At 59.8% G+C, this 23,315-nt stretch carries 21 protein-coding genes and 1 tRNA gene; 6 read left to right on the forward strand and 16 right to left on the reverse strand.

What is annotated here, in order from left to right:
• Window positions 1-208: 208 nt before the first annotated feature.
• Together ykgO and ACP151_RS04870 are read right to left on the reverse strand one after the other, a co-directional pair.
• Complete coding sequence (gene ykgO, locus ACP151_RS04865; RefSeq protein ID WP_005648635.1) at window positions 209-334, reverse strand: type B 50S ribosomal protein L36; 126 nt, start codon at window positions 332-334, stop codon at window positions 209-211.
• Between the two features lie 78 nt (window positions 335-412).
• Window positions 413-487: transfer RNA gene (locus ACP151_RS04870), tRNA-Val, on the reverse strand.
• 161 nt (window positions 488-648) lie between these two features.
• On the opposite strand from ACP151_RS04870, the gene ACP151_RS04875 reads away from it, so the two are divergent.
• The gene (locus ACP151_RS04875; protein WP_424977734.1) at window positions 649-1,509 is read left to right on the forward strand and encodes an N-formylglutamate amidohydrolase; all 861 of its coding nucleotides are present in this window, start codon (window positions 649-651) and stop codon (window positions 1,507-1,509) included.
• Between the two features lie 17 nt (window positions 1,510-1,526).
• Here the strand turns inward: ACP151_RS04875 and ACP151_RS04880 are convergent, their stop codons facing one another.
• The gene (locus tag ACP151_RS04880; protein ID WP_424977735.1) at window positions 1,527-2,780 is read right to left on the reverse strand and encodes a DNA polymerase IV; all 1,254 of its coding nucleotides are present in this window, start codon (window positions 2,778-2,780) and stop codon (window positions 1,527-1,529) included.
• 89 nt (window positions 2,781-2,869) lie between these two features.
• Between ACP151_RS04880 and ACP151_RS04885 the strand changes: the two genes are divergently transcribed.
• Window positions 2,870-3,292: an NUDIX hydrolase gene (locus tag ACP151_RS04885; protein WP_424977736.1), complete on the forward strand. Its 423-nt coding sequence runs from the start codon at window positions 2,870-2,872 to the stop codon at window positions 3,290-3,292.
• Window positions 3,293-3,696: 404 nt separating this feature from the next.
• Here ACP151_RS04885 and pyrF read toward each other — a convergent pair whose 3' ends face one another.
• Window positions 3,697-4,413 carry an orotidine-5'-phosphate decarboxylase gene (pyrF, locus tag ACP151_RS04890; protein ID WP_424977737.1) on the reverse strand — a complete coding sequence of 239 codons (717 nt, stop codon included), beginning with the start codon at window positions 4,411-4,413 and terminating at the stop codon, window positions 3,697-3,699.
• 340 nt (window positions 4,414-4,753) lie between these two features.
• Between pyrF and clpB the strand changes: the two genes are divergently transcribed.
• Entirely contained in the window at window positions 4,754-7,372 is a 2,619-nt protein-coding gene (clpB, locus tag ACP151_RS04895) for an ATP-dependent chaperone ClpB (protein WP_424977738.1), read from the forward strand.
• Between the two features lie 444 nt (window positions 7,373-7,816).
• On the opposite strand, the gene maiA is transcribed toward clpB, so the two are convergent.
• The 7 genes from maiA to hmgA form a co-directional block, all read right to left on the reverse strand.
• Window positions 7,817-8,449: a maleylacetoacetate isomerase gene (gene maiA, locus ACP151_RS04900; RefSeq protein WP_424977739.1), complete on the reverse strand. Its 633-nt coding sequence runs from the start codon at window positions 8,447-8,449 to the stop codon at window positions 7,817-7,819.
• 57 nt (window positions 8,450-8,506) lie between these two features.
• Window positions 8,507-9,049, reverse strand: a complete 543-nt coding sequence (locus ACP151_RS04905; protein ID WP_424977740.1) for a VOC family protein — start codon at window positions 9,047-9,049, stop codon at window positions 8,507-8,509.
• Window positions 9,046-9,261, reverse strand: a complete 216-nt coding sequence (locus ACP151_RS04910) for a DUF2783 domain-containing protein (RefSeq protein WP_424977741.1) — start codon at window positions 9,259-9,261, stop codon at window positions 9,046-9,048. The genes ACP151_RS04905 and ACP151_RS04910 overlap by 4 nt, the downstream gene beginning before the upstream one ends.
• Before the next feature lie 5 nt (window positions 9,262-9,266).
• A complete protein-coding gene (locus ACP151_RS04915; RefSeq protein WP_424977742.1) occupies window positions 9,267-10,877 on the reverse strand; it encodes an FAD-dependent oxidoreductase in 1,611 nt (536 codons plus the stop codon).
• Between the two features lie 200 nt (window positions 10,878-11,077).
• Window positions 11,078-12,028 (reverse strand): MBL fold metallo-hydrolase, encoded by a 951-nt coding sequence (locus ACP151_RS04920; protein WP_424977743.1) that lies wholly within the window; start codon window positions 12,026-12,028, stop codon window positions 11,078-11,080.
• Window positions 12,029-12,110: 82 nt separating this feature from the next.
• A complete protein-coding gene (gene fahA / locus ACP151_RS04925) occupies window positions 12,111-13,367 on the reverse strand; it encodes a fumarylacetoacetase (RefSeq protein WP_424977744.1) in 1,257 nt (418 codons plus the stop codon).
• A 105-nt stretch (window positions 13,368-13,472) separates the two neighbouring features.
• Window positions 13,473-14,828: a homogentisate 1,2-dioxygenase gene (hmgA, locus tag ACP151_RS04930; protein WP_424977745.1), complete on the reverse strand. Its 1,356-nt coding sequence runs from the start codon at window positions 14,826-14,828 to the stop codon at window positions 13,473-13,475.
• A gap of 71 nt (window positions 14,829-14,899) precedes the next feature.
• Here hmgA and ACP151_RS04935 point away from each other — a divergent pair, with 71 nt between their 5' ends.
• Entirely contained in the window at window positions 14,900-15,340 is a 441-nt protein-coding gene (locus tag ACP151_RS04935; protein ID WP_424977746.1) for a MarR family winged helix-turn-helix transcriptional regulator, read from the forward strand.
• 51 nt (window positions 15,341-15,391) lie between these two features.
• A complete protein-coding gene (locus tag ACP151_RS04940) occupies window positions 15,392-16,615 on the forward strand; it encodes an adenylate/guanylate cyclase domain-containing protein (protein ID WP_424977747.1) in 1,224 nt (407 codons plus the stop codon).
• A 26-nt stretch (window positions 16,616-16,641) separates the two neighbouring features.
• On the opposite strand, the gene ACP151_RS04945 is transcribed toward ACP151_RS04940, so the two are convergent.
• The 4 genes from ACP151_RS04945 to rplS all read right to left on the reverse strand — a co-directional run bounded on the left by ACP151_RS04945 (window position 16,642) and on the right by rplS (window position 20,341).
• Entirely contained in the window at window positions 16,642-17,451 is an 810-nt protein-coding gene (locus ACP151_RS04945; protein WP_424977748.1) for a division plane positioning ATPase MipZ, read from the reverse strand.
• Window positions 17,452-17,562: 111 nt separating this feature from the next.
• Entirely contained in the window at window positions 17,563-19,623 is a 2,061-nt protein-coding gene (locus ACP151_RS04950; RefSeq protein WP_424977749.1) for a DEAD/DEAH box helicase, read from the reverse strand.
• Window positions 19,624-19,733: 110 nt separating this feature from the next.
• Window positions 19,734-19,955, reverse strand: a complete 222-nt coding sequence (rpmE, locus tag ACP151_RS04955) for a 50S ribosomal protein L31 (protein WP_424977750.1) — start codon at window positions 19,953-19,955, stop codon at window positions 19,734-19,736.
• 11 nt (window positions 19,956-19,966) lie between these two features.
• A complete protein-coding gene (gene rplS / locus ACP151_RS04960; protein WP_424977751.1) occupies window positions 19,967-20,341 on the reverse strand; it encodes a 50S ribosomal protein L19 in 375 nt (124 codons plus the stop codon).
• Between the two features lie 390 nt (window positions 20,342-20,731).
• Here rplS and ACP151_RS04965 point away from each other — a divergent pair, with 390 nt between their 5' ends.
• Entirely contained in the window at window positions 20,732-22,807 is a 2,076-nt protein-coding gene (locus ACP151_RS04965) for a hypothetical protein (RefSeq protein WP_424977752.1), read from the forward strand.
• An 81-nt stretch (window positions 22,808-22,888) separates the two neighbouring features.
• On the opposite strand, the gene ACP151_RS04970 is transcribed toward ACP151_RS04965, so the two are convergent.
• Window positions 22,889-23,224, reverse strand: a complete 336-nt coding sequence (locus ACP151_RS04970) for a YegP family protein (protein ID WP_424977753.1) — start codon at window positions 23,222-23,224, stop codon at window positions 22,889-22,891.
• Between the last annotated feature and the right edge of the window lie 91 nt (window positions 23,225-23,315).

A 23,315-nucleotide genomic window follows, 5' to 3' on the forward strand; every position in this document is an offset into this window, starting at 1 on the left:
CCCCCCGGGGCCTTTCTTTGGTCACCCCCCCCCTCGGTGGGGGGGGGCCCCCGCCCGGGGGGGGGCCCCACGCCCAAGGCCGCCAGGTATCGCGAGATACCGCGGGCGCGGGAGTGCCTCGCCTTCCTGCCGCTCGGCCAAACATATCTCCAAACGCAAAAAAACCGCATCGGATGATGCGGTTTTCTGCATGTCGCTGTAGTGGATCTTAGCCCTGACGCGCTTTGAACTTGCGCTGGGTCTTGTTGATCACATACACGCGGCCTTTGCGGCGCACGACCCGGCAATCACGGTGCCGGTTCTTCAGCGAACGGAGCGAGTTCTTGACCTTCATGGTCTCTCTCCTTGTCTGCGGCGCGAACCAGCGCCTGGGTTAGCGGGTGCTTAGGCCGAAGCCGAAGCAGTGAATGAATGGTGGGCGATACAAGGATCGAACTTGTGACCCCTTCGATGTCAACGAAGTGCTCTACCGCTGAGCTAATCGCCCACTCTGGCCTGCGCTGCGTCCTGCCCCTTAGAAGTGAAAGAGGGCGGGGTGCCGCGCCGGTGAGGGGGTCTATAAATAGAGTCGTCCGAGGGTGCAAGAGCTTTTGACCGCAGAAATTTCCGCGATATGCTGTTTCTTGCACCATAAGAACCGGAGCAAGGATGCCTGATACAGCGTTTTCCGTGATTTCGCCGCAGAAACTGGCCTCGGCCGTGGTTTTTGCCTCACCGCACAGCGGCACGGATTATTCCGTTTCCTTTTTGGCGCAATCGATTCTGGGGCAGCAGGAGATCCGCAGCTCTGAAGATGCGTTTGTCGATCAGCTGTTTCAGGCGGCACCGGAATTTGGTGCGCCGCTGCTGAAAGCAGTGAAGCCAAGGGCCTATCTGGACCTCAACCGTTCTCCTGACGAGCTGGACCCGGCCGTGATCGAAGGGGTGCAGAAACGTGGACAGAATCCACGGGTGGCGTCGGGGCTTGGGGTGATTCCGCGGGTGGTGGCCAATGGCCGGGCGATTTACAGCGGTAAGCTGCCTTTGCAAGAGGCGGAACGGAGAATCAGAGCTTGCTGGCAGCCCTATCATCAAGCGCTAAGGGGGTTGTTGGATCAGGCGCACCGGCAATTCGGGCAGGCGATTCTGGTGGATTGCCACTCAATGCCACATGAGGCGGTCGCTTCGATGGCATCACGGGAAGGTAAAAAACCGGAGGTCGTTCTGGGGGACCGGTTCGGGGCGTCTGCAGGCAGCACCGTGGTGGACCGTATCGAGGCGGCTTTTGCCGCGGCCGGTCTGAATGTCGTGCGCAACGCGCCCTTTGCAGGAGCCTATATAGCGCAAACCTATGGCCGTCCGTCGCGGAACCAGCATGCGGTTCAGATCGAGATTGACCGAGCACTTTACATGGATGAAGAAAACATCCGGCCCAATGCGGATTTCAGTGCGGTTCAGCAGCTGTTGCGCCAAGTGATCGCGGAGATCGCGGCGATCGGCTGGGAGGAGCTGCCGCTGGCGGCAGAGTAACTGGCGACCCCAGAGATTCAGCGCAAAGCACGGCCTTTTAGAATCGCGCCATCTCCGAATCTTTTGCGGATGGCGTCAGTGGCGCGTTCAGCCTCTGCCCGTTTGCCGGCTTGTGGGTCCAGCAGGTCGCCGCCGTCATCGGCCTGCGATTCGGGCACCAAGTCCGAAATCCCGCAGCCCAGAAGCCGGTAGGGGCCTTCGCCGCCAACCTGATCCAGCAGGCCGCGCGCTGTGCGGTATATACGATCTGCGATCTGGGTGGGGCTGTGCAGGGTGACACGCCGGGTCAAGGCCGAATGGTCGGCGCGTTTCAGTTTAAGAGTAACCACCCGGCCAGCCAGTTCCCGCGCTTTTGCCCGGTCAGAAACCTTTTCCGCCAATCTCCACAGATGGCCATCCAGCACGTCCTCGCTGGCGGTATCTTCGAAAAAGGTGGTTTCATTGGAGATGGACTTGATCGGGGCATTTGCCGAAACCCGGCGGCGGTCCTGGCCGCGGGCGAGATGCCAAAGCCGGTCGCCCATGGAACCGAAACGGCTGTGCAGGGCCTCGCGGTCCCAACGCAGAAGGTCCGAGAACGTGCGGATGCCGGCCTTGTCGAGGCTGACCTGGGCTGCAGGGCCGATGCCCCAGATCAGCCGTACAGGCTTGTCTTGCAGGAAATTCGCTGTTTCGGCCTTGCCAATGACTGAAAATCCGCGCGGCTTGTCGAGGTCGGACGCGACTTTTGCCAAAAACTTGTTGTGCGAAAGGCCTATGGAACCGGTGACGCCCAGCTCATCCTTCATCCGTCTGACCAATCGCGCCAGCATGACAGCAGGCGGAGCACCATGCAGTTTTTCGGTGCCGCTGAGGTCCATAAAGGCTTCGTCCAGAGACAGCGGTTCCACTTCCGGGGTCAGCTGGTTCATCATCTTGCGGATTTCCCGGCTGACTTCGACGTAGACATTCATCCTGGGCTTGATCACCACTGCGTCCGGGCACAATTTCAGCGCCTGGAACATTGGCATGGCGGATCGTACCCCGCGAATTCGGGCAATATAGCAGGCAGTAGACACCACCCCGCGTTTGCCGCCGCCGATGATCACCGGTTTGCTGGCCAATTCCGGATTGTCGCGTTTCTCGACACTGGCATAGAAGGCATCGCAATCCATATGAGCGATAGTGAGTGAGAACAGCTCTTCATGCGCCTTGATCCGCGGGCTGCCGCAATTGGGGCAGCGCCGGGCGGCGGGAATTTGGCTCAGGCAATCTCGGCAGAGGGCATGCATATGCGGCGGGTTCGGTTTTGCTGGCTGAGCAAGCTTAGCTTGCGGCTGAGATCTTGTCTTTAGCGCGGTTACTGGCCAAGTGACAGTGTATGACATCAACAGATGAAGATTTCGCTGGCGCGAAGCTGGCTGTATTCCTGGGGCAGGATTTGCTTGTCATCCAGCGGGATGACAAGCCGGATATTCCCTATCCCGGGCATTGGGATCTGCCTGGCGGCGGCCGTGAGGCAGGCGAAAGCCCGGTGGCCTGCGCGTTGCGGGAAACCCGGGAAGAAGTGGGTCTGGTGCTGCCGCAGGAGCTGCTGATCTGGTCGCGGGCCTATCAGCTGCCGCATGGGCGGGTCTGGTTTTTTGCCGCGCATCTGCCCGCTGCGGCATCTGGCTGCATCCGGTTCGGCAATGAAGGGCAGGGCTGGGCTTTGATGGCGCCAGACGCCTATTGCGCACATCCTTTGGCGGTGCCACATTTTGCGCAACAGCTGGTGGAGTATTTGGCCGCAAAGCGGACCTGATCAGAGTGTTCGGCAGGGCTGAAAAGAAAGATCCCCCGCTGGAATGCGGGGGAAGGTGACGGGTCTCAGGAAGAAAAGCCCGTCAGGGGAGTGTCTCGAACATAGAATCGCGCATGGATAGCTGTTTCGCAAAGAGTGCAGTTCCAAGTGGAGCGGTGTCCTGATCCTGTGTGCTTTTTGTGGCACAGGACATTTTGGCGCAGAAGCGCAGTGCAAAAGCGGTTTCGTAAGCGAAAAGAGTGGCTTGACGTTGCGTCATTTCGTTAATGTGACAGAAAAGAGCGACAAATGATGCATTTGCCGCGTTCCAATTTTCTGCCTAATTTTTGGGCAATCTGATTTGGGCAGCTGGTGAACTGGGGTGTGCAGACTGAAACGGCAGGTTGGGTCAGTGCGCAGGATCGTTACGTTTTTACGCTTGCGAGCTCAGCCAGGATGGCTTCTGCCGCGGCGCGGGGACTGTCCGCCTTCCAGATCGGTCGGCCCACAACGATGTGGTCGGCGCCGTCCGAGATGGCACTGGCCGGGGTCGCAACACGCTTTTGATCGCCAAGCTCGGCACCGGCCGGACGCACGCCGGGGGTGACGATCAGCTTGCCTTCGGCCTCGGGCAGAGCGCGGATCAATGCGGCCTCCTGTGGGCTGGCGATGACACCGTCGGCCCCAGCAGCGAAAGCATTGCCCGCACGTTCCAGAACCAGATCCTGCACTGCACCCGCCTTGACCAGTGCGCCGTCCAGGTCCTGGCGGTCGAGTGAGGTGAGAATGGTGACGGCGAGGATCTTGAGGTCTTTGCCTGCGGCCCCTTCCTTGGCGGCGCGTACCACGTAAGGGTCGCCGTGCACGGTCAGAAAATCGAGGTCGAACTGCGCCAGCCCGCGCACTGCGTTTTCCACGGTCGCGCCGATGTCAAAGAGCTTCATGTCCAGGAAGATGCGCTTGCCGTGCTCCTGCTTGAGCTCATTGGCCAGGGCAAGCCCGCCGCCGGTCAGCATACCCAGACCGATCTTGTAAAAGGACACCGCATCGCCCAGCTGCTCAGCAAGCTTGAGGCCTGCGAGCGCATTGGGAACATCCATGGCAACAATCAGACGGTCGTCGGCGCGCGTGGCTTGGGTCATGGCGTGGTCCTTGTGGCGGGGGTGATATGAAACTGGCGTTTCATACGCAGGGTTGGCCGGTTCGGCAAGGTGCGGCAAGAGAAAGGCTCCCGCATCTGAAGAGGCCCTGCCGGGCCGATTGCAGATTTTGGGCCCGGCGCCGCGCGGGCGCGCGGCGCGGCTGCGTTTGAAGCTGCTGTTAGGCCAAGTTGACGCAAGTCAGTGAAATGCTCATCTTTTTGGTGTTCAATGATCTTGAAGCGGAGGCTTTGCTTCCCACATTGAGATGTGAGGCCCGGACCGGGGCGTGCCGCCAAGCGGGCGCTGCCAAACCAAGGGGCGCTTGAAAAAGGAGAGCAAGATGGACTTGAACAAGTTCACGGAGCGTGCACGGGGATTCGTGCAGGCGGCGCAAACCATTGCGATGCGCGAGGGGCACCAGCGACTGGTGCCGGAACATATTCTGAAGGCATTGATGGATGACGACCAGGGGCTGGCGAGCAACCTGATCACACGTGCGGGTGGTGTGCCTGCGCGTGTGGTTGAGAGTGTTGAAGCGGCAGTTGCCAAACAGCCGAAGGTCAGCGGCGATGCAGCCCAGATCTATCTGGACGGTCAGACCGCCAAGGTCATGGATGAGGCCGCCAAGATTGCCACAAAGGCAGGCGACAGCTTTGTGCCGGTTGAGCGGCTTCTGATGGCACTGTGCATGGTGAAATCCAAGGCGAAGGATGCGTTGGAGGCTGGCGCCGTCACGGCGCAGAAGCTGAATGAAGCCATCAATGACATTCGCAAGGGGCGCACAGCTGATTCCGCGACCGCTGAAGAAGGCTATGATGCGTTGAAGAAATACGCCCGGGATCTGACCGAGGCGGCGCGTGAAGGCAAGATTGACCCGATCATCGGCCGGGATGAGGAAATCCGCCGCTCAATGCAGGTGCTGAGCCGCCGGACCAAGAACAACCCGGTTCTGATCGGCGAGCCGGGGGTCGGTAAGACCGCGATTGCCGAGGGTATGGCACTGCGCATTCTCAATGGCGATGTGCCAGAGTCTTTGCGCGATAAGCAGCTGTTGTCGCTGGACATGGGCGCGCTGATTGCCGGTGCGAAGTACCGTGGCGAGTTCGAAGAACGGCTCAAGGCGGTTCTCACAGAGGTCACAGAGGCTGCGGGCGAAATCATTCTGTTCATTGACGAGATGCACACGCTGGTGGGAGCCGGTAAGTCTGATGGTGCGATGGACGCGGCCAATCTGATAAAACCGGCGCTGGCGCGCGGTGAGCTGCATTGCGTCGGGGCCACCACGCTGGATGAATACCGCAAGTATGTGGAGAAGGACGCCGCTCTTGCGCGCCGGTTTCAGCCTGTGATGGTGACCGAACCGACAGTTGAGGACACGGTTTCGATCCTGCGTGGCATCAAGGAGAAATACGAGCTGCACCACGGGGTGCGGATTGCTGACGCTGCACTGGTTTCGGCGGCGACATTGTCGAACCGCTATATCACCGACCGGTTCCTGCCGGACAAGGCGATCGACCTGATGGACGAGGCCGCCAGCCGATTGCGGATGCAGGTGGACAGCAAACCGGAGACGCTGGATGCGCTGGACCGGCAGATCCTGCAGATGCAGATCGAGGAAGAGGCGCTGAAGCTGGAGGATGACACGGCGTCCAAGGACCGGCTGGAAAAGCTGCAAAAGGAACTGTCGGATCTGCAGGAACAGTCTGCAGAGATGACCGCTCAGTGGCAGTCGGAACGGGACAAGCTGGCTTCGGCTCGCGACCTGAAGGAACAGCTGGACCGCGCCCGTGCTGATCTGGAGATCGCCAAGCGTGAAGGCAACCTGGCCCGCGCAGGGGAGCTGTCTTATGGCGTGATCCCCGATCTGGAGAAGCAGCTGGTGGATGCCGAAGGCCGCGAGGAAAAGGGTCTGATGGTGGAAGAGGCCGTGCGCCCTGCGCAGATCGCTGAGGTGGTGGAGCGCTGGACCGGTATCCCAACCACCAAGATGCTGGAGGGCGAACGCGAGAAGCTCTTGCGGATGGAAGATGAGTTGCACCGCCGGGTGATCGGTCAGAATGCGGCCGTTACCGCTGTGGCCAATGCGGTGCGCCGGGCACGTGCGGGTCTGAATGACGAGAACCGGCCGCTGGGCTCCTTTCTGTTTCTGGGGCCGACTGGTGTGGGCAAAACCGAACTCACCAAGGCGGTCGCGGGCTTCCTGTTCGATGATGAGCACGCGATGGTGCGCATTGATATGTCAGAGTTCATGGAGAAGCATTCGGTCGCCCGGCTGATCGGTGCGCCGCCGGGCTATGTCGGTTATGATGAGGGCGGGGTGCTGACCGAGGCCGTGCGCCGCAGGCCCTATCAGGTGGTGCTGTTCGACGAGGTCGAAAAGGCACACCCGGATGTGTTCAACGTCCTGTTGCAGGTTCTGGACGACGGCATGCTGACCGATGGCCAGGGCCGCACTGTGGATTTCAAGCAGACGCTGATCATTCTGACCTCGAACCTTGGCGCTCAGGCTCTGAGCCAGCTGCCCGAAGGCGCCGATGCCGCGGATGCGCGGCGTGATGTGATGGATGCGGTCAAGGCGCATTTCCGGCCTGAATTCCTGAACCGTCTGGATGAGACCATCATCTTTGACCGTCTGGCGCGCGCTGACATGGACGGTATCGTCGAGATCCAGCTGGCGCGGCTGCTGAAACGGCTGGCGGGGCGTAAGATTGCGTTGGAGCTGGATGAGACAGCTAAGACCTGGCTTGCGGATGAAGGTTATGACCCGGTGTTCGGGGCCCGCCCGTTGAAGCGGGTGATCCAACGCGCCTTGCAGAACCCTCTCGCGGAAGCCCTGCTGGGCGGTGAGATCAAGGATGGCGACACCGTTCCGGTCTCGGGCGGCAGCGATGGGCTGATCATTGGTGAGCGGCTTGGCACGTCAGACCGGCCCAAGCCCGACGACGCAGTCGTGCACTAAATGCCAAAGGTCGTGCACTAAGTGCCAAAGAAAGAGGAAGGCCCGCCAAGGAAGGCGGGCTTTTCAGCCCGAAGTTATCGAGTGCGCAAACATCCTTGATGCGTGCCAATCGGAATTCTTGTGTTTCCAAGAGGTCGGCGCATCGTTCTGTGAGGCGGGCAGTGTGTGCGAGCAAGGCGTCTCTTGGACCGCTGAGAGCCCTGCGGATTTCCGTGGTTGACTGGACGGGCGGTTCACAAGCGATGTCCTGCTGTACCCAAATCGTCAGACCCGCTGCTGGGCTGTTTGGGCCTGGAAACGGGAAGAGATCCCGCATTGTTTTGCTCGGACCCTCAAGGAGGGAAGAGCAGCATATTCAGAATATGGCAGGGCTGCCGGTGTTTCTCCCGCCTGTTTCTAGGCAGGGAAAAACATCTTGCTGATATGGCAGCCACAGGCGTCCGGTCAGCTGGGTTGCTCTGGAAAGGCGGAGGCGAAAGCCGGGAGGGCGGCGCAAGCCGTTTCGACTGCGCAGATTCTGGGCAAGTCAGAGAAATCGGCCTCCCAGCGGCGGGCATTGTAAAGCTGCGGCATCAGGCAGATGTCGGCGAGGCCCGGCGTGCTGCCAGTGCAAAAGGGGGCTTGGGGGACGTTCTCGAGAAGCGCCTCGAAGGCTTCCAGACCAGGGCGGATGAAATGCTGCATCCAGGCTTGTGGCATGTCTTTCGCGCCGCCGCTCAGGGAGGTGGCGTGTTTGGCGACCTGGAGATTGCAGACCGGATGCACGTCCACCGCCACCGACTGTGCCAAAGCGCGCGCCATGGCGCGCTTGGACGGATCTTCGGGAAGGAAGCCAAGGTGTCTGGTTTCGTTCAGGTAATCCAGAATGGCCAGCGACTGGGTCAGGCGCAGGCCGTCGATTTCCAACACTGGAACAAGGCCTTGCGGGTTCCGGGCCAGATGCGCCGGGGTCTTGTGTTCGCCCATGACCAGATCAACCGGGACCGAAATATATGCGATCCCGGCCAGGTTCAGCGCGATGCGCAGGCGGTAGCTGGCCGATGAACGCCAATAGTCATAAAGAATTGTGCGGCCCATCAGTATTCTCCCGTGCTGAGAAGGCAGCCCGCCGGGCTGCCCTGACGCCTGAAGCAATCAGGCCTTTTTCAACTCCTTGGCGTGCAGCCAATCGGCATGTTTTGGAGCCTTCTTGGTCCTGGACCATTCTTCCAGCATTTCCCATTTCACCGTGTCCAGCTTTTGCAGCAACGCCTCTTCCTTTGGGTCGGGGCAGGCCAGTTCCACCCGGTGGCCGTTCGGGTCGAAGAAGTAGATCGAGTGGAAGATCGAATGGTCGGTGACACCCAGCACCTCGACGCCATTGGCCTCTAGATGCTCTTTGAACTGGATCAGGGTCTCGCGGTCCTTCACTTTGAAAGCAATGTGCTGCACCCAAACAGGTGTATTGCGGTCACGATCCATCTCCGGTTTGGTCGGCAGCTCAAAAAATGCCAGCACGTTGCCATTCCCTGCGTCCAAAAAGATATGCATGTAGGGATCAGGTTCATGTGTCGACGGCACCTGATCCTCGGCAATTGCCAGGACAAAGTCCATCTTCAGCATCTTGTTGTACCACTCGACTGTCTCTTTGGCGTCCTTGCAGCGGTAGGCGACGTGGTGGATCTGTTCTATCTTCAAGCGGTATCCTCCCCAGGTTTCAGCGCGGCTGCGGCCAGCGCCTGTTTCAGGACCGCGCGTTTTCCGATGTGGTTGGCCAGTACCAGCACAAGGCGTGCGTTCAGCGCATCACTTTCAGCTTTGCTAAGACCTTCATGTGCGGCCAGAAGATCGGCGTAGAAATCATCGGCGCCATTGATGTTCGGGGTCAGGATCAGCTGGTCTTTGGTCATCTTGATCACTCCTTGCCGATGGTCCGGCGGATTGCCTGCCGGAACTGGTTTTCGTCAAAGCTGGGGCGTCGGGCCGCGACATGCTGGTCCGGGCGGATCAGGTAGACGCCGCTTTCATGCTTGCCCAGGTAACGTTCCTTCAGCGCCAAGGTCTTGTCGTCCTTTACCGACAATGCCAGACGGGTGACTTTGATGCCGGCTTCCTCGATTTCATCGGGCGCGTCGGCGTCGATGGTCAGCAGCACGAACTTGCCGCCCAACCGGTCCAACAGGAACCCATCGCCCAGCGGTGCATCAGGGCAGGAAGACCCGGGGCGGGTCCGTTCTGGCCCGTCCAAAGCATCAGCTGAGTTCAGTGGAGATCCATCATAGGTGCAAGGCACTGACAGCCGACCGGAGTTCACCAGGGGGCGGGCGAATTCATACTGTTCGGACAAGTCCAGAACCGCATCGCGCAGAACCCGGCTCATTTCCGACTTGGGCGTGATGAAATCGGTGGAGCGGGAAGAATTCAGAATGTTCTCATCGGCGCCGTGAATACGCTCCGCATTGTAGCTGTCGAGCAGGCTTTCCGGTGCCTTGCCGTCGATCACCAGCTGCAGCTTCCAGCAGAGATTGTCGGTGTCCTGCACGCCGGAGTTTGCACCACGGGCGCCGAAGGGCGAAACCTGATGCGCTGCGTCGCCTGCAAACAGTACCCGGCCATGGCGGAACTGCTCCATCCGGCGGCATTGGAAGGTATAGATCGAGACCCATTCCAGCTCGAACTTCACATCCTCGCCCAACATCGCCTGCAGCCGCGGGATCACGTTTTCGGGCCGCTTCTCGCGCTCTTTGTCGATGTCCCAGCCCAGCTGCAGGTCAATACGCCAAACCCCATCGGGCTGTTTGTGCAGCAGTGCCGACTGGCCCTTGTTGAACGGCGGATCGAACCAGAACCAGCGTTCAGTCGGGAAATCCGCCTCCATGACCACGTCAGCGATCAGGAAGTTGTCTTCAAACACCCGGCCGACGAAATCCAGCCCCAGCATCTGCCGGGTGGGGGAGCCGGCACCGTCACAGGCAATCAGCCAGTCGGCTTCCAGATTGTAGGAGCCTTCGGGCGTGTCAACTTCCAGCGTCACATGGCCGGGATGGGTGCCGATGGCCGAGACCTTGTTACGGCCACGGATTTCGATCGGTGCGCCCTGCTCCTGCAACTCGCGGACCCGGTTCACAAGATACTCTTCAAAATAATACTGTTGCAGATTGATAAATGCGGGGCGTTTGTGGCCGTCTTCGGACAGCAGGTTGAAGTCATAGACCTGACGGTCGTCAAAGAAGACCTTGCCAACGTTCCACTGCACACCTTTGTCCACCATCGGCTGGCAGCAGCCGAGCCGGTCGAGGATTTCCAAGGGGCGCTTGGCAAAGCAGATCGCACGGGAGCCAAAGCTCACCTTGTCATTGTCGTCCAGTACCACCACTTCGGTGCCTTGGCTCGCCAGGTCGATAGCAGCCGCCAGACCGATGGGACCGGCTCCGATCACCACCACCTTGCGGCGCACAGGCGCCGCGGCATCCTGATCCGCATGGCGTGCATAGGGGTACAACGGGACTTCAAAGATCTTGTTCATCAGGTCTCCTCCCAAATTCCGGGTGCCCGCAGGCACAGCTTCACCATTTCCCGGCATGGGCGCGCCGAGAGGATGGTCTAGCGTCTCACAGGTTCTGCTGGGGCGACACGATCTGGATCAAACCGCCCCGGATGCAAATTTGCCAAGGCTCCGCCCTTTCGGCTCTGAAACTGTTCCCCGGACAGTTCCCAAGACGGGCCTCAGCCCTGCAGGGCGTCCCACATCTCCAGATCGCGCTGGGCAGTCCAGATGCGGGGGTGTGCTATGCCGCGTGCTTCGTCATAGGCGCGGGCGACATTGAAAGGCAGGCAGTGTTCGTAGATTGCGTAGTCCGCAAATTTGGGGTCGCATTCCGCGCGTACCGCGTCCCAGGCCTCTTTCAGCGAGCCGCCGCGCGCGGCGATGCGCTGAACCGGGCGGTAGCTGCTCTCGACGAAGTCTCGGGTGTTTTCAATGGCGGCATTGACCATCTCCTTGCCCACCAGCGCATCGCCGCGGCCAGGTGCAATCGCGTCCACGTCATAGGCCTTGATGTTGTCGAGGGTCTGGCCCCAATCGGCGAAATGGCCGTCTCCGCAATAGCAGGCCGAGTGGTATTCGACGATGTCACCGGTGAACATAACGTTCTGGTCGGGCACATGGATCACCGCATCGCCCGCAGTATGGGCGCGGCCGATCTGCTTGATGTCAACCCGGCGGCTGCCCAGGAAAACGGTCATCTGATCGGTGAAAGTTGTGGTGGGATAGGTGAGGCCGGGAATGCTTTCATGGCCTTCAAACAGCCGCGGGAAACGCTGGAATTCGCTGTCCCAGTCTTCCTGTCCGCGCTCCAGCACCATGTTGTAGGCGGCATTCGACATGATCACCTGCTGCGCGCCGAACGCACTGGCGCCCAGAACCCGTACCGCGTGATAGTGGGTCAACACCACATGAGTGATCGGCTTGTCTGTCACCGACCGCACGCATTCGATCACCTTATTCGCCAGCCGTGGGGTGGCCTGCGCTTCGACAATCATCACAGAGTCATCGCCGATGATGACGCCGGAGTTCGGATCGCCCTCGGCGGTGAACGCAAAAAGTCCCTCGCCGATCTCGTCGAAGGTGGTCTTCTTTTCCGTCAAGTCCCCTTGGGACGCGAATGCTTTGGCCATGTGCCTGTCCTTTCAGCGGTGCGCCGGAGGAGGGTATGGGAGCCTCCGGCGGGAGTATTTTGGGTAAGATGAAAAGCGGAGCTTATCTCTTGAACGGGTCGTCCAGCGCGGGGCGGACGGTGCCGGTGCAATCACCAAATCCGATGATATAGCCATCGCCCTTGGCCGCGCCTTTCAGGGTCAGTGTGTCGCCGTCGGCGATGAAAGAGCGTTCTTCGCCGGTTGCCAGCGTCAGCGGCTCTTTGCCGCCCCAGCTGAGTTCCAAGAGCGAGCCGCGGCTTTCCTTCACGGAGCCGGAAATGGTGCCGGAACCCAGCAGGTCGCCCGCATTCATCGGGCAGCCTGAGGTCGCGTGATGCGCCAGCTGCTGCGCTGCGGAGTAGTACATTTCCTTGTAGTTCGTCCGCGCGATTGTGGTCGCGTCCTTGCCATCCGGCGCCATGGTGACTTCGAGGTCGATGTCATAGAGCATCGGCCCGCAATCCCGCAGATGCTCTAGCAGTTCCACTTCGCGCTCCGGCGTGGCACAGCGGAAAGGCGCCAGCGCCAGTTTGGTGACGATCCAGGGGCTGATCGAAGTGGCGGTGGCTTTGGCCTGGAAGGGACCCAGCGGCTGGTATTCCCAGGCCTGGATGTCGCGTGCCGACCAGTCGTTCAGCAGTACATAGCCAAAGATGTTGTCATCGGCTTCCTGCACTGTGATGGGTCCATCGGAGGGCGTGCCGACGATTGCGCCAACCTCCAGCTCGATATCAAACCGGGCACAGGGCGCCCACCTAGGCTGGTCATCATTCGGGCCTTTCAATTGCCCCCAGGGGCGGCGCACATCAGTGCCGGAGACGACAACGGATGACGCCCGCCCGTTGTAGCCGATCGGGATATGCAGCCAGTTCGGCGGCAGTGCGTTTTCCGGCCCGCGGAACATGGTGCCGACGTTAAAGGCGTGGTTCTTGCCGGCGTAAAAGTCGGTGTATTCACTGACCGCAAAGGGCATGTGCAGTTCGGCATCCTCGGCAGCAATCAGCAGAGGTTCCAGTTTCTCCTGCTCAGCTGCGCCCTGGGACAGCAATGCCGTCAAACGGTTGCGCAATGCGGCCCAGACTGCCGGCCCTTCCTCCATCAGGTCGTTCCAATAGGGCACGTCGAATAGCGGCGCATCGCCCAGCCGGACCAAACCGGCTTCTTCGGCGGCTCGCATGTCCAGGATCATGTCGCCGATAGCCACGCCGCAGCGCGGGTCGTCGCCATCAATGGAAAAGACGCCATAAGGCAGGTTGTTCAGCGGGAACGGGTGGGCCGCATCATTGGCCGAGGCCACCCAGGATTTCAGCAGAGGCATCGTGTCTCCAGTTTCCGGATCCGCAGACCCTTTTCATCTTTCCGGAAATACTCCGGGGGTGAATGGGCCGGTCCGGCCCAGAGGGGGCAGCGCCCCCTCACCATTTCATTTCAGGCCGGGCGTGCCGTCGAACTTCTTCTCGATATCGCTCCAGCAGTCGATGTAGTCATCCTGCAGCGGTGCCTCCTTGGCGGCAAAGGCTGTCAGATGCTGCGGAAAGCGGGTCTCGAACATGAAGGACATGGTGTTCTCCAGCTTCTGCGGGCCCAGGTTGGAGTTCGATGCGCCCTCGAACGCATTTTTGTCCGGCCCATGCGGCAGCATCATGTTATGCAGGGACATGCCACCCGGCACAAAACCCTGTGGCTTGGCATCATACTGGCCGTAGATATTGCCCATCAACTCCGACATGATGTTCTTGTGGTACCACGGCGGGCGGAAGGTGTTTTCGGCCACCATCCAGCGCTCTCGGAACAGCACAAAGTCGATATTGGCTGTGCCCGGCACGCCCGATGGCGCGGTCAGCACGGTAAATATCGACGGATCCGGGTGGTCGAACAGGATCGCGCCGACCGGGCAATAGGTGGTCAGGTCGTATTTGTAAGGTGCGTAATTGCCGTGCCAGGCGACCACATCCAGCGGCGAGTGGCCGATCTTGGTCTCATGGAACTGGCCGCACCACTTGATGGTCACGGTCGAAGGCACCTCGTGGTCTTCGAATGCTGCCACCGGCGCCTTAAAATCGCGCGGGTTGGCCATGCAATTGGCACCGATCGGGCCACGGCCCGGAAGCTCGAATTTCTGGCCGTAGTTCTCGCAGACAAAACCGCGACAGGGGCCTTCTAGTACCTCGACACGGTAGACCAGCCCGCGCGGAATTATGGCGATTTCCTGCGGCGCCAGGTCAATGATGCCCAGCTCGGTTGCGAAACGCAGACGGCCCTCCTGCGGGACCACCAGCAGTTCGGAGTCGGCCGAGAAGAAGTAGCTGTCCACCATCGACTCGGTTACCAGATAGATATGGCTGGCCATGCCGACCTGGGTGTTTACATCGCCGGCAGTGGTCATCGTGCGCATACCGGTGAGCCAGGTCAGCCCCTTTTCCGAATGCGGTACCGGATCCCAGCGGTACTGGCCCAGAGAGATCACATCCGGATCGACGCAGGGCGCCGACTTCCAATGCGGCAGGTCGATTTTCTCATAACGGTGCGAATGTTTGACCGACGGGCGGATGCGGTAGCACCAGGTCCGCTCTGGCTGGTCCGCAGTGAAGGCGGTGCCGCTCAGCTGTTCGCCGTAAAGGCCATAGGTGCATTTCTGCGGGCTGTTCATGCCCTGCGGCAGCGCCCCGGGCAAAGCCTCAGTCTCAAAGTCGTTTGCAAACCCGGGCATATAGCCCTCGTGCAGCGCCGTGATCGAGGGCGCCTGGATCATATCATGTGGATCGGCGGGCCGATTCATCGCGTGTTTCTCCTCTTGCTGCTTGCGGGATATTAGTTGTTTTTGTAACCAACAAGGGAGAGGGGACGAAAATGAACGAAAAAGATGATTTTGCCTTGCAGGATTTTCTGCCCTACCTGCTGAACCGTGCAGCGGAGGAAAGTTCGCTGGGGTTCCAGACGCATTACAAGAACCGCTACGGGATGCTACGCACCGAATGGCGGGTGCTGTTCCATCTGGGCAATTATGGTCAGATGACAGCCAAGGAGATCGGCAACCGGGCCAAGATCCACAAGACCAAGATCAGCCGGGCGGTGGCCAAGCTGTCTGAAAAGCGTTTTGTGACCCGCACACGCGATGAAAACGACCGCCGTGCCGAACATCTTGCACTCACTGCAGCGGGAGAAGCAGCATACAAAGACCTGCGGGAACATGCCCTGGCGTTTGACGCAAAGATGTGTGCTCGCTTCAGCTCTGGCGAGGTTGCAATTTTGCGCTGTATGCTGCGCAATTTAGCAGAGATCGACCCATAGACATCCAAGGGTGGAATACCCAGATAAGGCAGCGGGACAAAAGGTGAATACATGATGCAGATTGATGTCAATTCCGGACCGCTGATTGCCTGGCTTATGGAACAAGGCCTGCAAGGCAGCAGCCAGCAGCAGTTGCTGGATGGCTATTGCCGGCGACTGACCGAAGCCGGTGTGCCATTGATGCGTTTTCACCTGGCTCAGCGTGCGTATCATCCGGAGTTCGGTGGTATCGGCATCCGCTGGACCCGTGGCGAGAGCATCACCAGCCAGCATTATGAGTATCAGGATGTCCCGGGGGAGGAATGGCTGAACAGCCCTTTCTTCCGGATGCTGGAGCAGGGCTTGCCGGATATTCGTGTGCAACTGGAAGGCGGCCCGCCGTTCGAGTTTCCGATCCTGTATGAACTCTATGAGGCCGGTGCGACCGACTATTTCACTGCCGGGCTGCGGTTCCATTCGCTGGAGGAAAAACCGACGGATCCGACCCGTCCAGGTGAAGGTATCCTGGTTTCCTGGACAACCGACCGCACAGGTGGCTTCTCCAGTCGCGAACTGGATCTGATCCGCACCACGCTGCCGCATCTGGGGCTGGCGCTAAAGTCGTCGTCCAACCGGCAGATTGCCAGTGATCTCCTGCAGATTTACCTGGGACGCGACGCGGGCCGCCGGGTGCTGTCAGGTGAAATCCGGCGGGGATCTTCACAAGAAATTGATGCTGTGATCTGCCTGTTCGACCTAAAGGGCTTCACCGAGCTGGCTGAACGGCTGCCAAGCGGAAATCTGATTGATATGCTCAATGGATACTTTGGTCTGGCTGTTGCAACCATTCAGTCCCATGGCGGCAATATCCTCAAATTCATGGGCGATGGCATGCTGACCATGTTCAACCTTGGCAGCATCGAGGAAGATGCCCATGCGGCCCTTGCTGCCGCGAACGAGCTCTGCGGCAAAATCCGTGCGTTCAACGCCGAACGCGAGGCTGAAGGGCTGCCTACGGCCGGGTTTACCCTTGCCTTGCATGCCGGCGATATTCTCTATGGCAATATTGGTGCCCAAAACCGGTTGGACTTTACCGTGATTGGCCAGACCGTGAACCAGACTGCCCGGATTGCAGGGATGCACCGTTCGGTCGGACAGAACATCATCATGTCCGAAGAGGTGATGAAGGCCGCCAGGGGCACCGAGCATGATCTGGTGTCGCTCGGCCGCTATATGCTGCGCGGTGTCGCCGATCCGATCGAGCTATACACCATCTACCGCGGCAGTTGCGGCTGAGACCGCTGCTTGGCTAAAGGGCGGGATCAGATGCTGATCTCGACCCCGGGCAGGTTCAGTTCTTTCATCATGTCGCGCAGTTCCTGCCGCGCGGCGACATTGGAAATGTTCAACTGCTTGACGCCAATGTCCTTGAGATCCAGCAGCGTCAGGCCTCGGGGAAACAATTCGCGGAAAATCACCCGCTCGGAAAATCCCGGAGCAACCCGGAAACCGATACGTTTGGACAGCATTTTGATGGCGCGTTCCATCTTTTCCTTGTTGACCATGCGCTGGGTGCCGACGCGATTGCGGATCACGATCCAATCAATCGGCTTAAGGCCCGCCTGTGCCCGCAGCTGGCGGGCATTCCAGACCATTTCTGAATAGACCGACGGCCCGGTGATGCTTTCACCTTTGTGGTCCACATGCGCCAGCAGATCGAAATCGACAAAGCTGTCATTCAGCGGTGTGATCAGCGTATCAGCCAGCGAATGCGCCACTTGGCTGAGACGTGTGTGCGATCCGGGGCAGTCGATCAGGATAAAATCGTGGCCAGGCTCCAGCGCTGCCACAGCTGCCGACAGCCGGTGGTCATAGATGTTCTCGCCCGGCTGCAGGCTGGCCGGGTCGATCTCCGGCAGTTCGTGCATGCCAACCATAGGCAGATCCAGTCCGGACTTGGCGCAGAAATCCTTGCGGTTTTCCAGGTAACGCCCCATCGAACGCTGCCTCAGGTCCAAATCCAGCGCCGCCACCTTGTGGCCCAGCCGGGCCAGGGTGGTTGCGACATGCATGGAGACAGTGGATTTGCCTGCGCCGCCCTTCTCGTTGCCGACGACAATGATATGCGCCATGTACCGGTCCCTTTTTTCGTGCTTGTGCGCACGTCTTTCGCTTTGAGCCCCTGTATAGGCTCTGGTTCCGGCTAAGAAAAGTGGCGTGCGCAGGCTGGTAAACTTAGTGTCTTACCTGTGTTTGGAAGGACCCGCTGGTTTGCGTTTCGGGCGGAGGTCGCCGCCTTTGCCACCCTTCGCTGAGAAGCCAGTTGTTGCACGTGCCTTGTTCTTCTTGCTGGTCGGTTTGCCGGCAGGCGGCTTGGGGCCTTTGGACTTGAACGGCTTGTCCGCAGGCGCGCCGGGTTTGACCATCCGTTTGGACGGGTCTGAGGCGCCTCTGGGCTTGGCGATCACCGCCGGATCAGGCTTGCGAGGACGCTCCTCACTACGCGGCTTGGGGCGTTCGTCCCGCTGCGGCTTGTCCTTCCACTCCTTGCGCGGTGGGCGGCTGTCGTCAAAGCGGTCGCTTTTGGCGCGATAGGGCTTCGGGCTATCCTCTTTGGACCGGTAAGGCTTTGGGCCGTCATCCTTGCTGCGGTGCGGCTTGCGGTCGCCTTTGAATCCGCCTTTCGGCCCACCGGGCCCGCGGCGCGGGGCCGGGGCCAGCTGCGGGGCTTCCGCCAATTGCGTTAGCACGGCACCGGGCTCCAGCTCGGTTTTACCGTCCAGTGATTTCAGGAAGCCATCAACGGCATCTGCGCTGATCTCTGCAAAAGTTTCATTGTCTTGCACGCGGATCGCCCCGATGGCATCGCGGTCAATATTGCCCGCCTTGCACAGCATTGGCAGCACCTTGCGTGGATCGGCACCGGCGTCGCGGCCGCCAGACAGCGAAAACCAGACCGAGGGGCCAAAGGCTTTGCGTTCTTTGCGCTCCTTGCGCGGTTCCGGGGCATCCGCCGGGCGCAGCTCCTCAGGGGCCGAGTGGCGGCTGCGGAACAGGCGCAGATAGGTGGCGGCGATCTGCTCGGGAGTGAACGTGTCCAGCAATGTCTGAACACCTGCCTGTTCGATCTCGGCAATGGGCTCCTGCCAGACCGGATCAGCCAGCATGCGCTCTTCGTCGCGAGCCAGCACGTCATCAGCAGAGGGGGCTTCGCAATGCTCGGCCGTCAGCTTGGCCCATTTCAAAAGGCGCAGCGCCTTGCTGCGGGTCTTGGGCGTTGCGATCAGCGCGCTGACACCCTTGCGGCCGGCCCGACCGGTGCGGCCAGAACGGTGCAGCAGGGTTTCATGGTTCGAGGGCAGTTCTGCGTGGATCACCAGTTCCAGGCCTGGCAAGTCGATGCCGCGCGCCGCCACATCGGTGGCTACGCAGACCCGTGCACGCCCATCACGCATCGCCTGCAGCGCGTGGCTGCGTTCGGTCTGGGACAGCTCGCCCGACAGGGTCACCACCGGCAGCCCGCGGTTGGTCAGCCGCGCTGCCAGACGGTTCACGGCGGCACGGGTGTTGGCAAATACGATGGAGCTGGGCGCCTCGTAGTAGCGCAGCGCATTGATGATCGCGTTTTCCGCATCGGCTTGCGCCACGCTCATCAACCGATATTCGATATCCGCGTGCTGCTTGGTTTCACCTGCGGTCTTGATCCGCAAGGCATCCTGCTGAAACGTCTCGGCCATGCTGGCAATCGCTGGCGGCACAGTGGCGGAGAACAGAAGGGTGCGGCGGTCTTCGGGGGCTTCGCCCAGAATGAATTCCAGATCCTCCCGAAAGCCCAGGTCCAGCATCTCGTCGGCCTCATCCAGGACGACGCCGCGAACCTGGCTTAGATCGATGGAGCCGCGTGCAATGTGGTCGCGCAGCCGCCCCGGAGTCGCCGCCACGATATGGGCGCCGCGAGCCAGTGTCCGGCGCTCGTCGCGCATGTCCATGCCGCCAACGCAGGAGGCAATCACTGCCCCGGCCCCGCGGTACAGCCAGCTCAGCTCGTGTTTTACCTGCAGCGCCAGTTCGCGTGTCGGAGCGATGATCAGCGCCAGCGGCGCCGCTGCGTCGCCGAAAGTTTCATCCTCGCCGAGCAGGTCCTGGGCCAGCGCCAGGCCGAAACCGACAGTCTTGCCCGATCCGGTCTGCGCAGAAACCAGCAGGTCGCGGCCGTTCACGTCCGGTTGCGTCACGGCCTCCTGCACTTGGGTGAGGGTTTCATAACCGCGTTCTTGCAGCGCGTCTGTCAGGGCTTGTTTCACGAGGAGAACTGTCTTTCCCGCACGGGCAGCTGCCCAGCGTCAGAAGAAAAAGAAAGAAGGCTGCCCGTCCTGGGCAGCCTTCGGGATTTTGCCGAAATGCGTCAGGCGGCTTAGAAGCCCAGGCCTTCGTATTTCTTCTTGAACTTCGACACGCGGCCGCCGGCATCCAGCAGGCGCGAGGTGCCGCCGGTCCATGCCGGGTGCACAGTCGGGTCAATGTCCAGAGCCAGCTGGTCACCCTCGGAGCCCCAGGTGGAGCGCATCTTGAAGATGGTGCCGTCGGTCATCTTGACGTCGATGAAGTGGTAATCGGGATGGGTGTCTTTTTTCATGATACCGCTCCTCAGGCTTTTTTGGGCTTGTAGTGTGCGTCTTCAGCGATACGGGCCGATTTGCCGCGACGCGAGCGCAGGTAGTACAGCTTGGCGCGGCGGACGCGGCCGCGGCGCACAACGGTGATGCTGTCGATGTTTGTCGAGAACAGCGGGAACACACGCTCCACGCCTTCGCCGAACGAAATCTTGCGGACGGTGAACGAACCGGCAATGCCCGAACCGTTTTTACGGCTGATGCAGACGCCTTCGTAGTTCTGGACGCGCGAACGCGAACCTTCGGTCACCTTGTAGCCGACACGGATGGTGTCACCGGCTTTGAAGTCGGGGATCTCTTTCCCCAGGGCGGCGATCTGTTCCGCCTCCAGCTGTGCGATCAGGTCCATCGCAACTCTCCTAATTTGCCTGTGGTTTTTCCACAGAGGTTTGTGCCGTCATGAGAGCTCCTGGTCTTCACCGGGTCCGCGTCTGCGCCCGCCAGAGATCACACCGTCTGTTCCTTGTTGCCGGAGGATGGATCCCTTGAGTGAACCGAAGAAGGTTTCAGGTGCATGATCCAACAACCAGCGGCCCGGAGCCGATTCCCGGCGCCAGACGAGCGGCTTTTAGGCCTGTTGCATCAATGTTTCAAGGGAATTCTGCTGGCCTGGCGTATTGCCGCCGGTCTTTTGTTTTGATTGGCCGCGCATCTGCGGCTACCGTTAGATTTCAGAAATTTACCTCGTGAAAAGACAGGCAGTCAATTTCGTGTGCCTCAGAACGGGGAGGGAGCCAGAATGCCATTTAAGAAGATCGATGTTTTCAACAGTGAGCAGAGCTACAAGGCCGAGCTGAAGAAAGAGCTCAAGAAGCTGGATGACACCCCAAGCGATTTTTACTTCTACGACGAAGTCACGCTGAACGGCGCAGCCCAGTCCATCCTGATCGTCGGCGAAGTGACGGCGCCTTTGCTGAAGGAGCTGAAGACCAAGGCCAAGCAGCAGGCAGTGGGCCAGTGTTCTGTCAAGGATGGTACTCTGAAGCTCAGCCTGGTGAAGGGCAGGATGCCCGAAAAGAAGCTGAAGCCGCTGATGAAAGGCACCCAGTTCGATTACGATCTAGTGGCCATAGACCTTGACGCTGGCGGCGAGAAAGATCCGGACAAGCGCTTTTTGAAACGGCTTCAGGCCGTCGAAGGCCGGTTTGACAAGATCAAGGGCCGGATCACTGATGATGAGCGTAAGGAACTGCGCATCCTGTTTGGGCGGATTGAAGAGCAGAAAGACACCGATCAGGCAGCCGCAGCAAAGACCCTGATCGCCCTCAATACCCGGATGGAGGAATTGATCAAGCTGATCGGCGGCGGCAAGGAAGCCTCTAAGGAGGAAACCAATGCCAAGACCCGGCTGAAGGCCACGACCGCCCGGTTCGATAAGGTCAAGGGCAAGATCATGGATGATGAGCGCAAGGCATTGCGCCAGCATTTCGGCGCCGTGGCAGAACATTTCGAGAAAGGTGAATGGACGCAGGCCTATGCCCGGATGGAAGTGCTCGACAAGGAAATGATCGGGTATGTGAAGGCGGCATTGGCGTCGGACGAGCAGGACGCGGAAAAGCGCAGTCAGGAATTTGCAAAGTCAGACTCAGGCAACGCGGCAAAAGTGCTGGCCAGCCGGATCAAGGAAGAGACTGCGCGGCTGGGCAAACTGGAGGCGGCGGTGACCCGCGAAGCCGAGGTGCTGAAGGGCTTGCAAGACACATTGTCAGGGCTGACCAAAGCCAAAGACATAGACAAGAAGAAGCAGCAGGTCGATGCCAGCGCCGACCGGCTGGAGAAGGCCAAGCAGGTTCTGGATCAGTCGCGGGGGCAGTTGCTGAGGAATGTTGAGGAGATGAAGGCTGAAAAGCTGGAAAAGGAAAAGGCATTTGTCACCGCACTGGGCAATATCAAATCCCGCATTACCGCATTGGACGAAATGCTGGACAGTGTGCCGGTGGATCAGGCCCGCAGCCAGATCGCGGAACTGATAGGCAAGCAGGCTGAGGCACAGCAGTGGCAGGAAGAACGGCTGCAGAAGGAAGAGGGCGGCGAAGGTCATGGCACCGGCCGCCATGGGGCGCAGACTGGCATGGAACGGCAGGCAATGCGGGCCTCCTCCAAGAAAGGTGTGACACCAGACCAGCCAGGCAATGTGGCCGGCACGGCCAAAGTCACCGAGGAATGGAACAAGGTCCAAATCACCTATACCGAAGAAGACGGAAAGCGGGTCATCGACAGCAAGAATGAAACGCTGGAAAAGGTGAAGAACGTGTTCAGCCGAAAGCAATTCAGCGGCGGCAACACGTCTATGTGGGCGACCCCGGTGCTTGAAAAAGAGGCCTTTGACAGGGCAATGCAGATCGCGGCCAAATTCAAGGATTTCACGCATTGGACGGGTGGCAATGAATCCGATGCCAGCAATGTGGATCAGGAATTCAAAGACCTGACACTAAAACTGGGCAAACCGGCCTCGGCGCCGGGGTGGGGCTATGCATTCAAGCGCGACGGGGACGCGGTGGATCTTGTCGACATCAAAAAGGCGCTTAGCGAGTTCGAGAATGGCACGAAGACTCTGGATCAGACGTTCAAAGCCCTGAATGTAAAGATGATCGAGAAGGCGGGCGGCGACGGCGTCAAGATGGTAACGCACTACCGGGTGGTGCTAACCCGGTCTTCAACCAGCGGCGATTGGAAGCTCAAAACCCATTTCCCGGACGACAGGCTCAAAGACAGCGATATGGGCTGGGAAACCGAGCGCAACCAGAGTGTCGGTGATGTGACATTCAAGAAAGGCGCGGATTTGACTGTGCGGAAGAACAACAAGATCCCCTGATCGTGGCCGCACATTTGCCGACAGATACAAGCGCCGGTTCAGGCAAGGCCGCCTGAACCGGCCTTGCCTTGTGAACGCGGTTCAAGACGTTTGATCGTCCACTGCAGCGTCGGGCGCGTTCTTCTTGACGGATTCAATGCCATTGTCGCGGCCCGAAGCGCTGGCATAGCTCTGCGAGGTGCCGATGACTTGGCCATTGGCGGCTTTCAGGTTGAACATATGCTTGCCGGCCGAGGTTTCCTTGCGCTCATACCGGCCGTCATCCTCTGCGTTTTTCTTGACAGACGCGATGCCGTTTTCTGCGCTGGCCTTCTGCTTGTAGCCTTCGCTGGCAAGGATATTCTCGCCATTGCCCGCTTTTAGGCGGAAGCGGAATTCACCCGCTTTATCCTCATAGAGTTCAAATTTCCCAGCCACCCTGTTCACTCCTGTCAGTTAATTTATGCAGGAGGAGTTAAACACGGCTTTGCCAATGCGGCAACGGCTTCTCGAAGGGGAAATGCGGTGC

Origin of the sequence: Leisingera sp. S232, from assembly GCF_049800895.1 — a bacterium.
Lineage (GTDB): Bacteria > Pseudomonadota > Alphaproteobacteria > Rhodobacterales > Rhodobacteraceae > Leisingera.

What these genes read in the sequence shown, in the direction of transcription:
- ykgO (WP_005648635.1), bottom strand. Translation starts at nt 334, where the DNA reads ATGAAGGTCAAGAACTCGCTCCGTTCGCTGAAGAACCGGCACCGTGAT.
- ACP151_RS04875 (WP_424977734.1), top strand. Translation starts at nt 649, where the DNA reads ATGCCTGATACAGCGTTTTCCGTGATTTCGCCGCAGAAACTGGCCTCG.
- ACP151_RS04880 (WP_424977735.1), bottom strand. Translation starts at nt 2,780, where the DNA reads ATGCATGCCCTCTGCCGAGATTGCCTGAGCCAAATTCCCGCCGCCCGG.
- ACP151_RS04885 (WP_424977736.1), top strand. Translation starts at nt 2,870, where the DNA reads ATGACATCAACAGATGAAGATTTCGCTGGCGCGAAGCTGGCTGTATTC.
- pyrF (WP_424977737.1), bottom strand. Translation starts at nt 4,413, where the DNA reads ATGACCCAAGCCACGCGCGCCGACGACCGTCTGATTGTTGCCATGGAT.
- clpB (WP_424977738.1), top strand. Translation starts at nt 4,754, where the DNA reads ATGGACTTGAACAAGTTCACGGAGCGTGCACGGGGATTCGTGCAGGCG.
- maiA (WP_424977739.1), bottom strand. Translation starts at nt 8,449, where the DNA reads ATGGGCCGCACAATTCTTTATGACTATTGGCGTTCATCGGCCAGCTAC.
- ACP151_RS04910 (WP_424977741.1), bottom strand. Translation starts at nt 9,261, where the DNA reads ATGACCAAAGACCAGCTGATCCTGACCCCGAACATCAATGGCGCCGAT.
- ACP151_RS04915 (WP_424977742.1), bottom strand. Translation starts at nt 10,877, where the DNA reads ATGAACAAGATCTTTGAAGTCCCGTTGTACCCCTATGCACGCCATGCG.
- ACP151_RS04920 (WP_424977743.1), bottom strand. Translation starts at nt 12,028, where the DNA reads ATGGCCAAAGCATTCGCGTCCCAAGGGGACTTGACGGAAAAGAAGACC.
- fahA (WP_424977744.1), bottom strand. Translation starts at nt 13,367, where the DNA reads ATGCCTCTGCTGAAATCCTGGGTGGCCTCGGCCAATGATGCGGCCCAC.
- hmgA (WP_424977745.1), bottom strand. Translation starts at nt 14,828, where the DNA reads ATGAATCGGCCCGCCGATCCACATGATATGATCCAGGCGCCCTCGATC.
- ACP151_RS04935 (WP_424977746.1), top strand. Translation starts at nt 14,900, where the DNA reads ATGAACGAAAAAGATGATTTTGCCTTGCAGGATTTTCTGCCCTACCTG.
- ACP151_RS04940 (WP_424977747.1), top strand. Translation starts at nt 15,392, where the DNA reads ATGATGCAGATTGATGTCAATTCCGGACCGCTGATTGCCTGGCTTATG.
- ACP151_RS04945 (WP_424977748.1), bottom strand. Translation starts at nt 17,451, where the DNA reads ATGGCGCATATCATTGTCGTCGGCAACGAGAAGGGCGGCGCAGGCAAA.
- rpmE (WP_424977750.1), bottom strand. Translation starts at nt 19,955, where the DNA reads ATGAAAAAAGACACCCATCCCGATTACCACTTCATCGACGTCAAGATG.
- rplS (WP_424977751.1), bottom strand. Translation starts at nt 20,341, where the DNA reads ATGGACCTGATCGCACAGCTGGAGGCGGAACAGATCGCCGCCCTGGGG.
- ACP151_RS04965 (WP_424977752.1), top strand. Translation starts at nt 20,732, where the DNA reads ATGCCATTTAAGAAGATCGATGTTTTCAACAGTGAGCAGAGCTACAAG.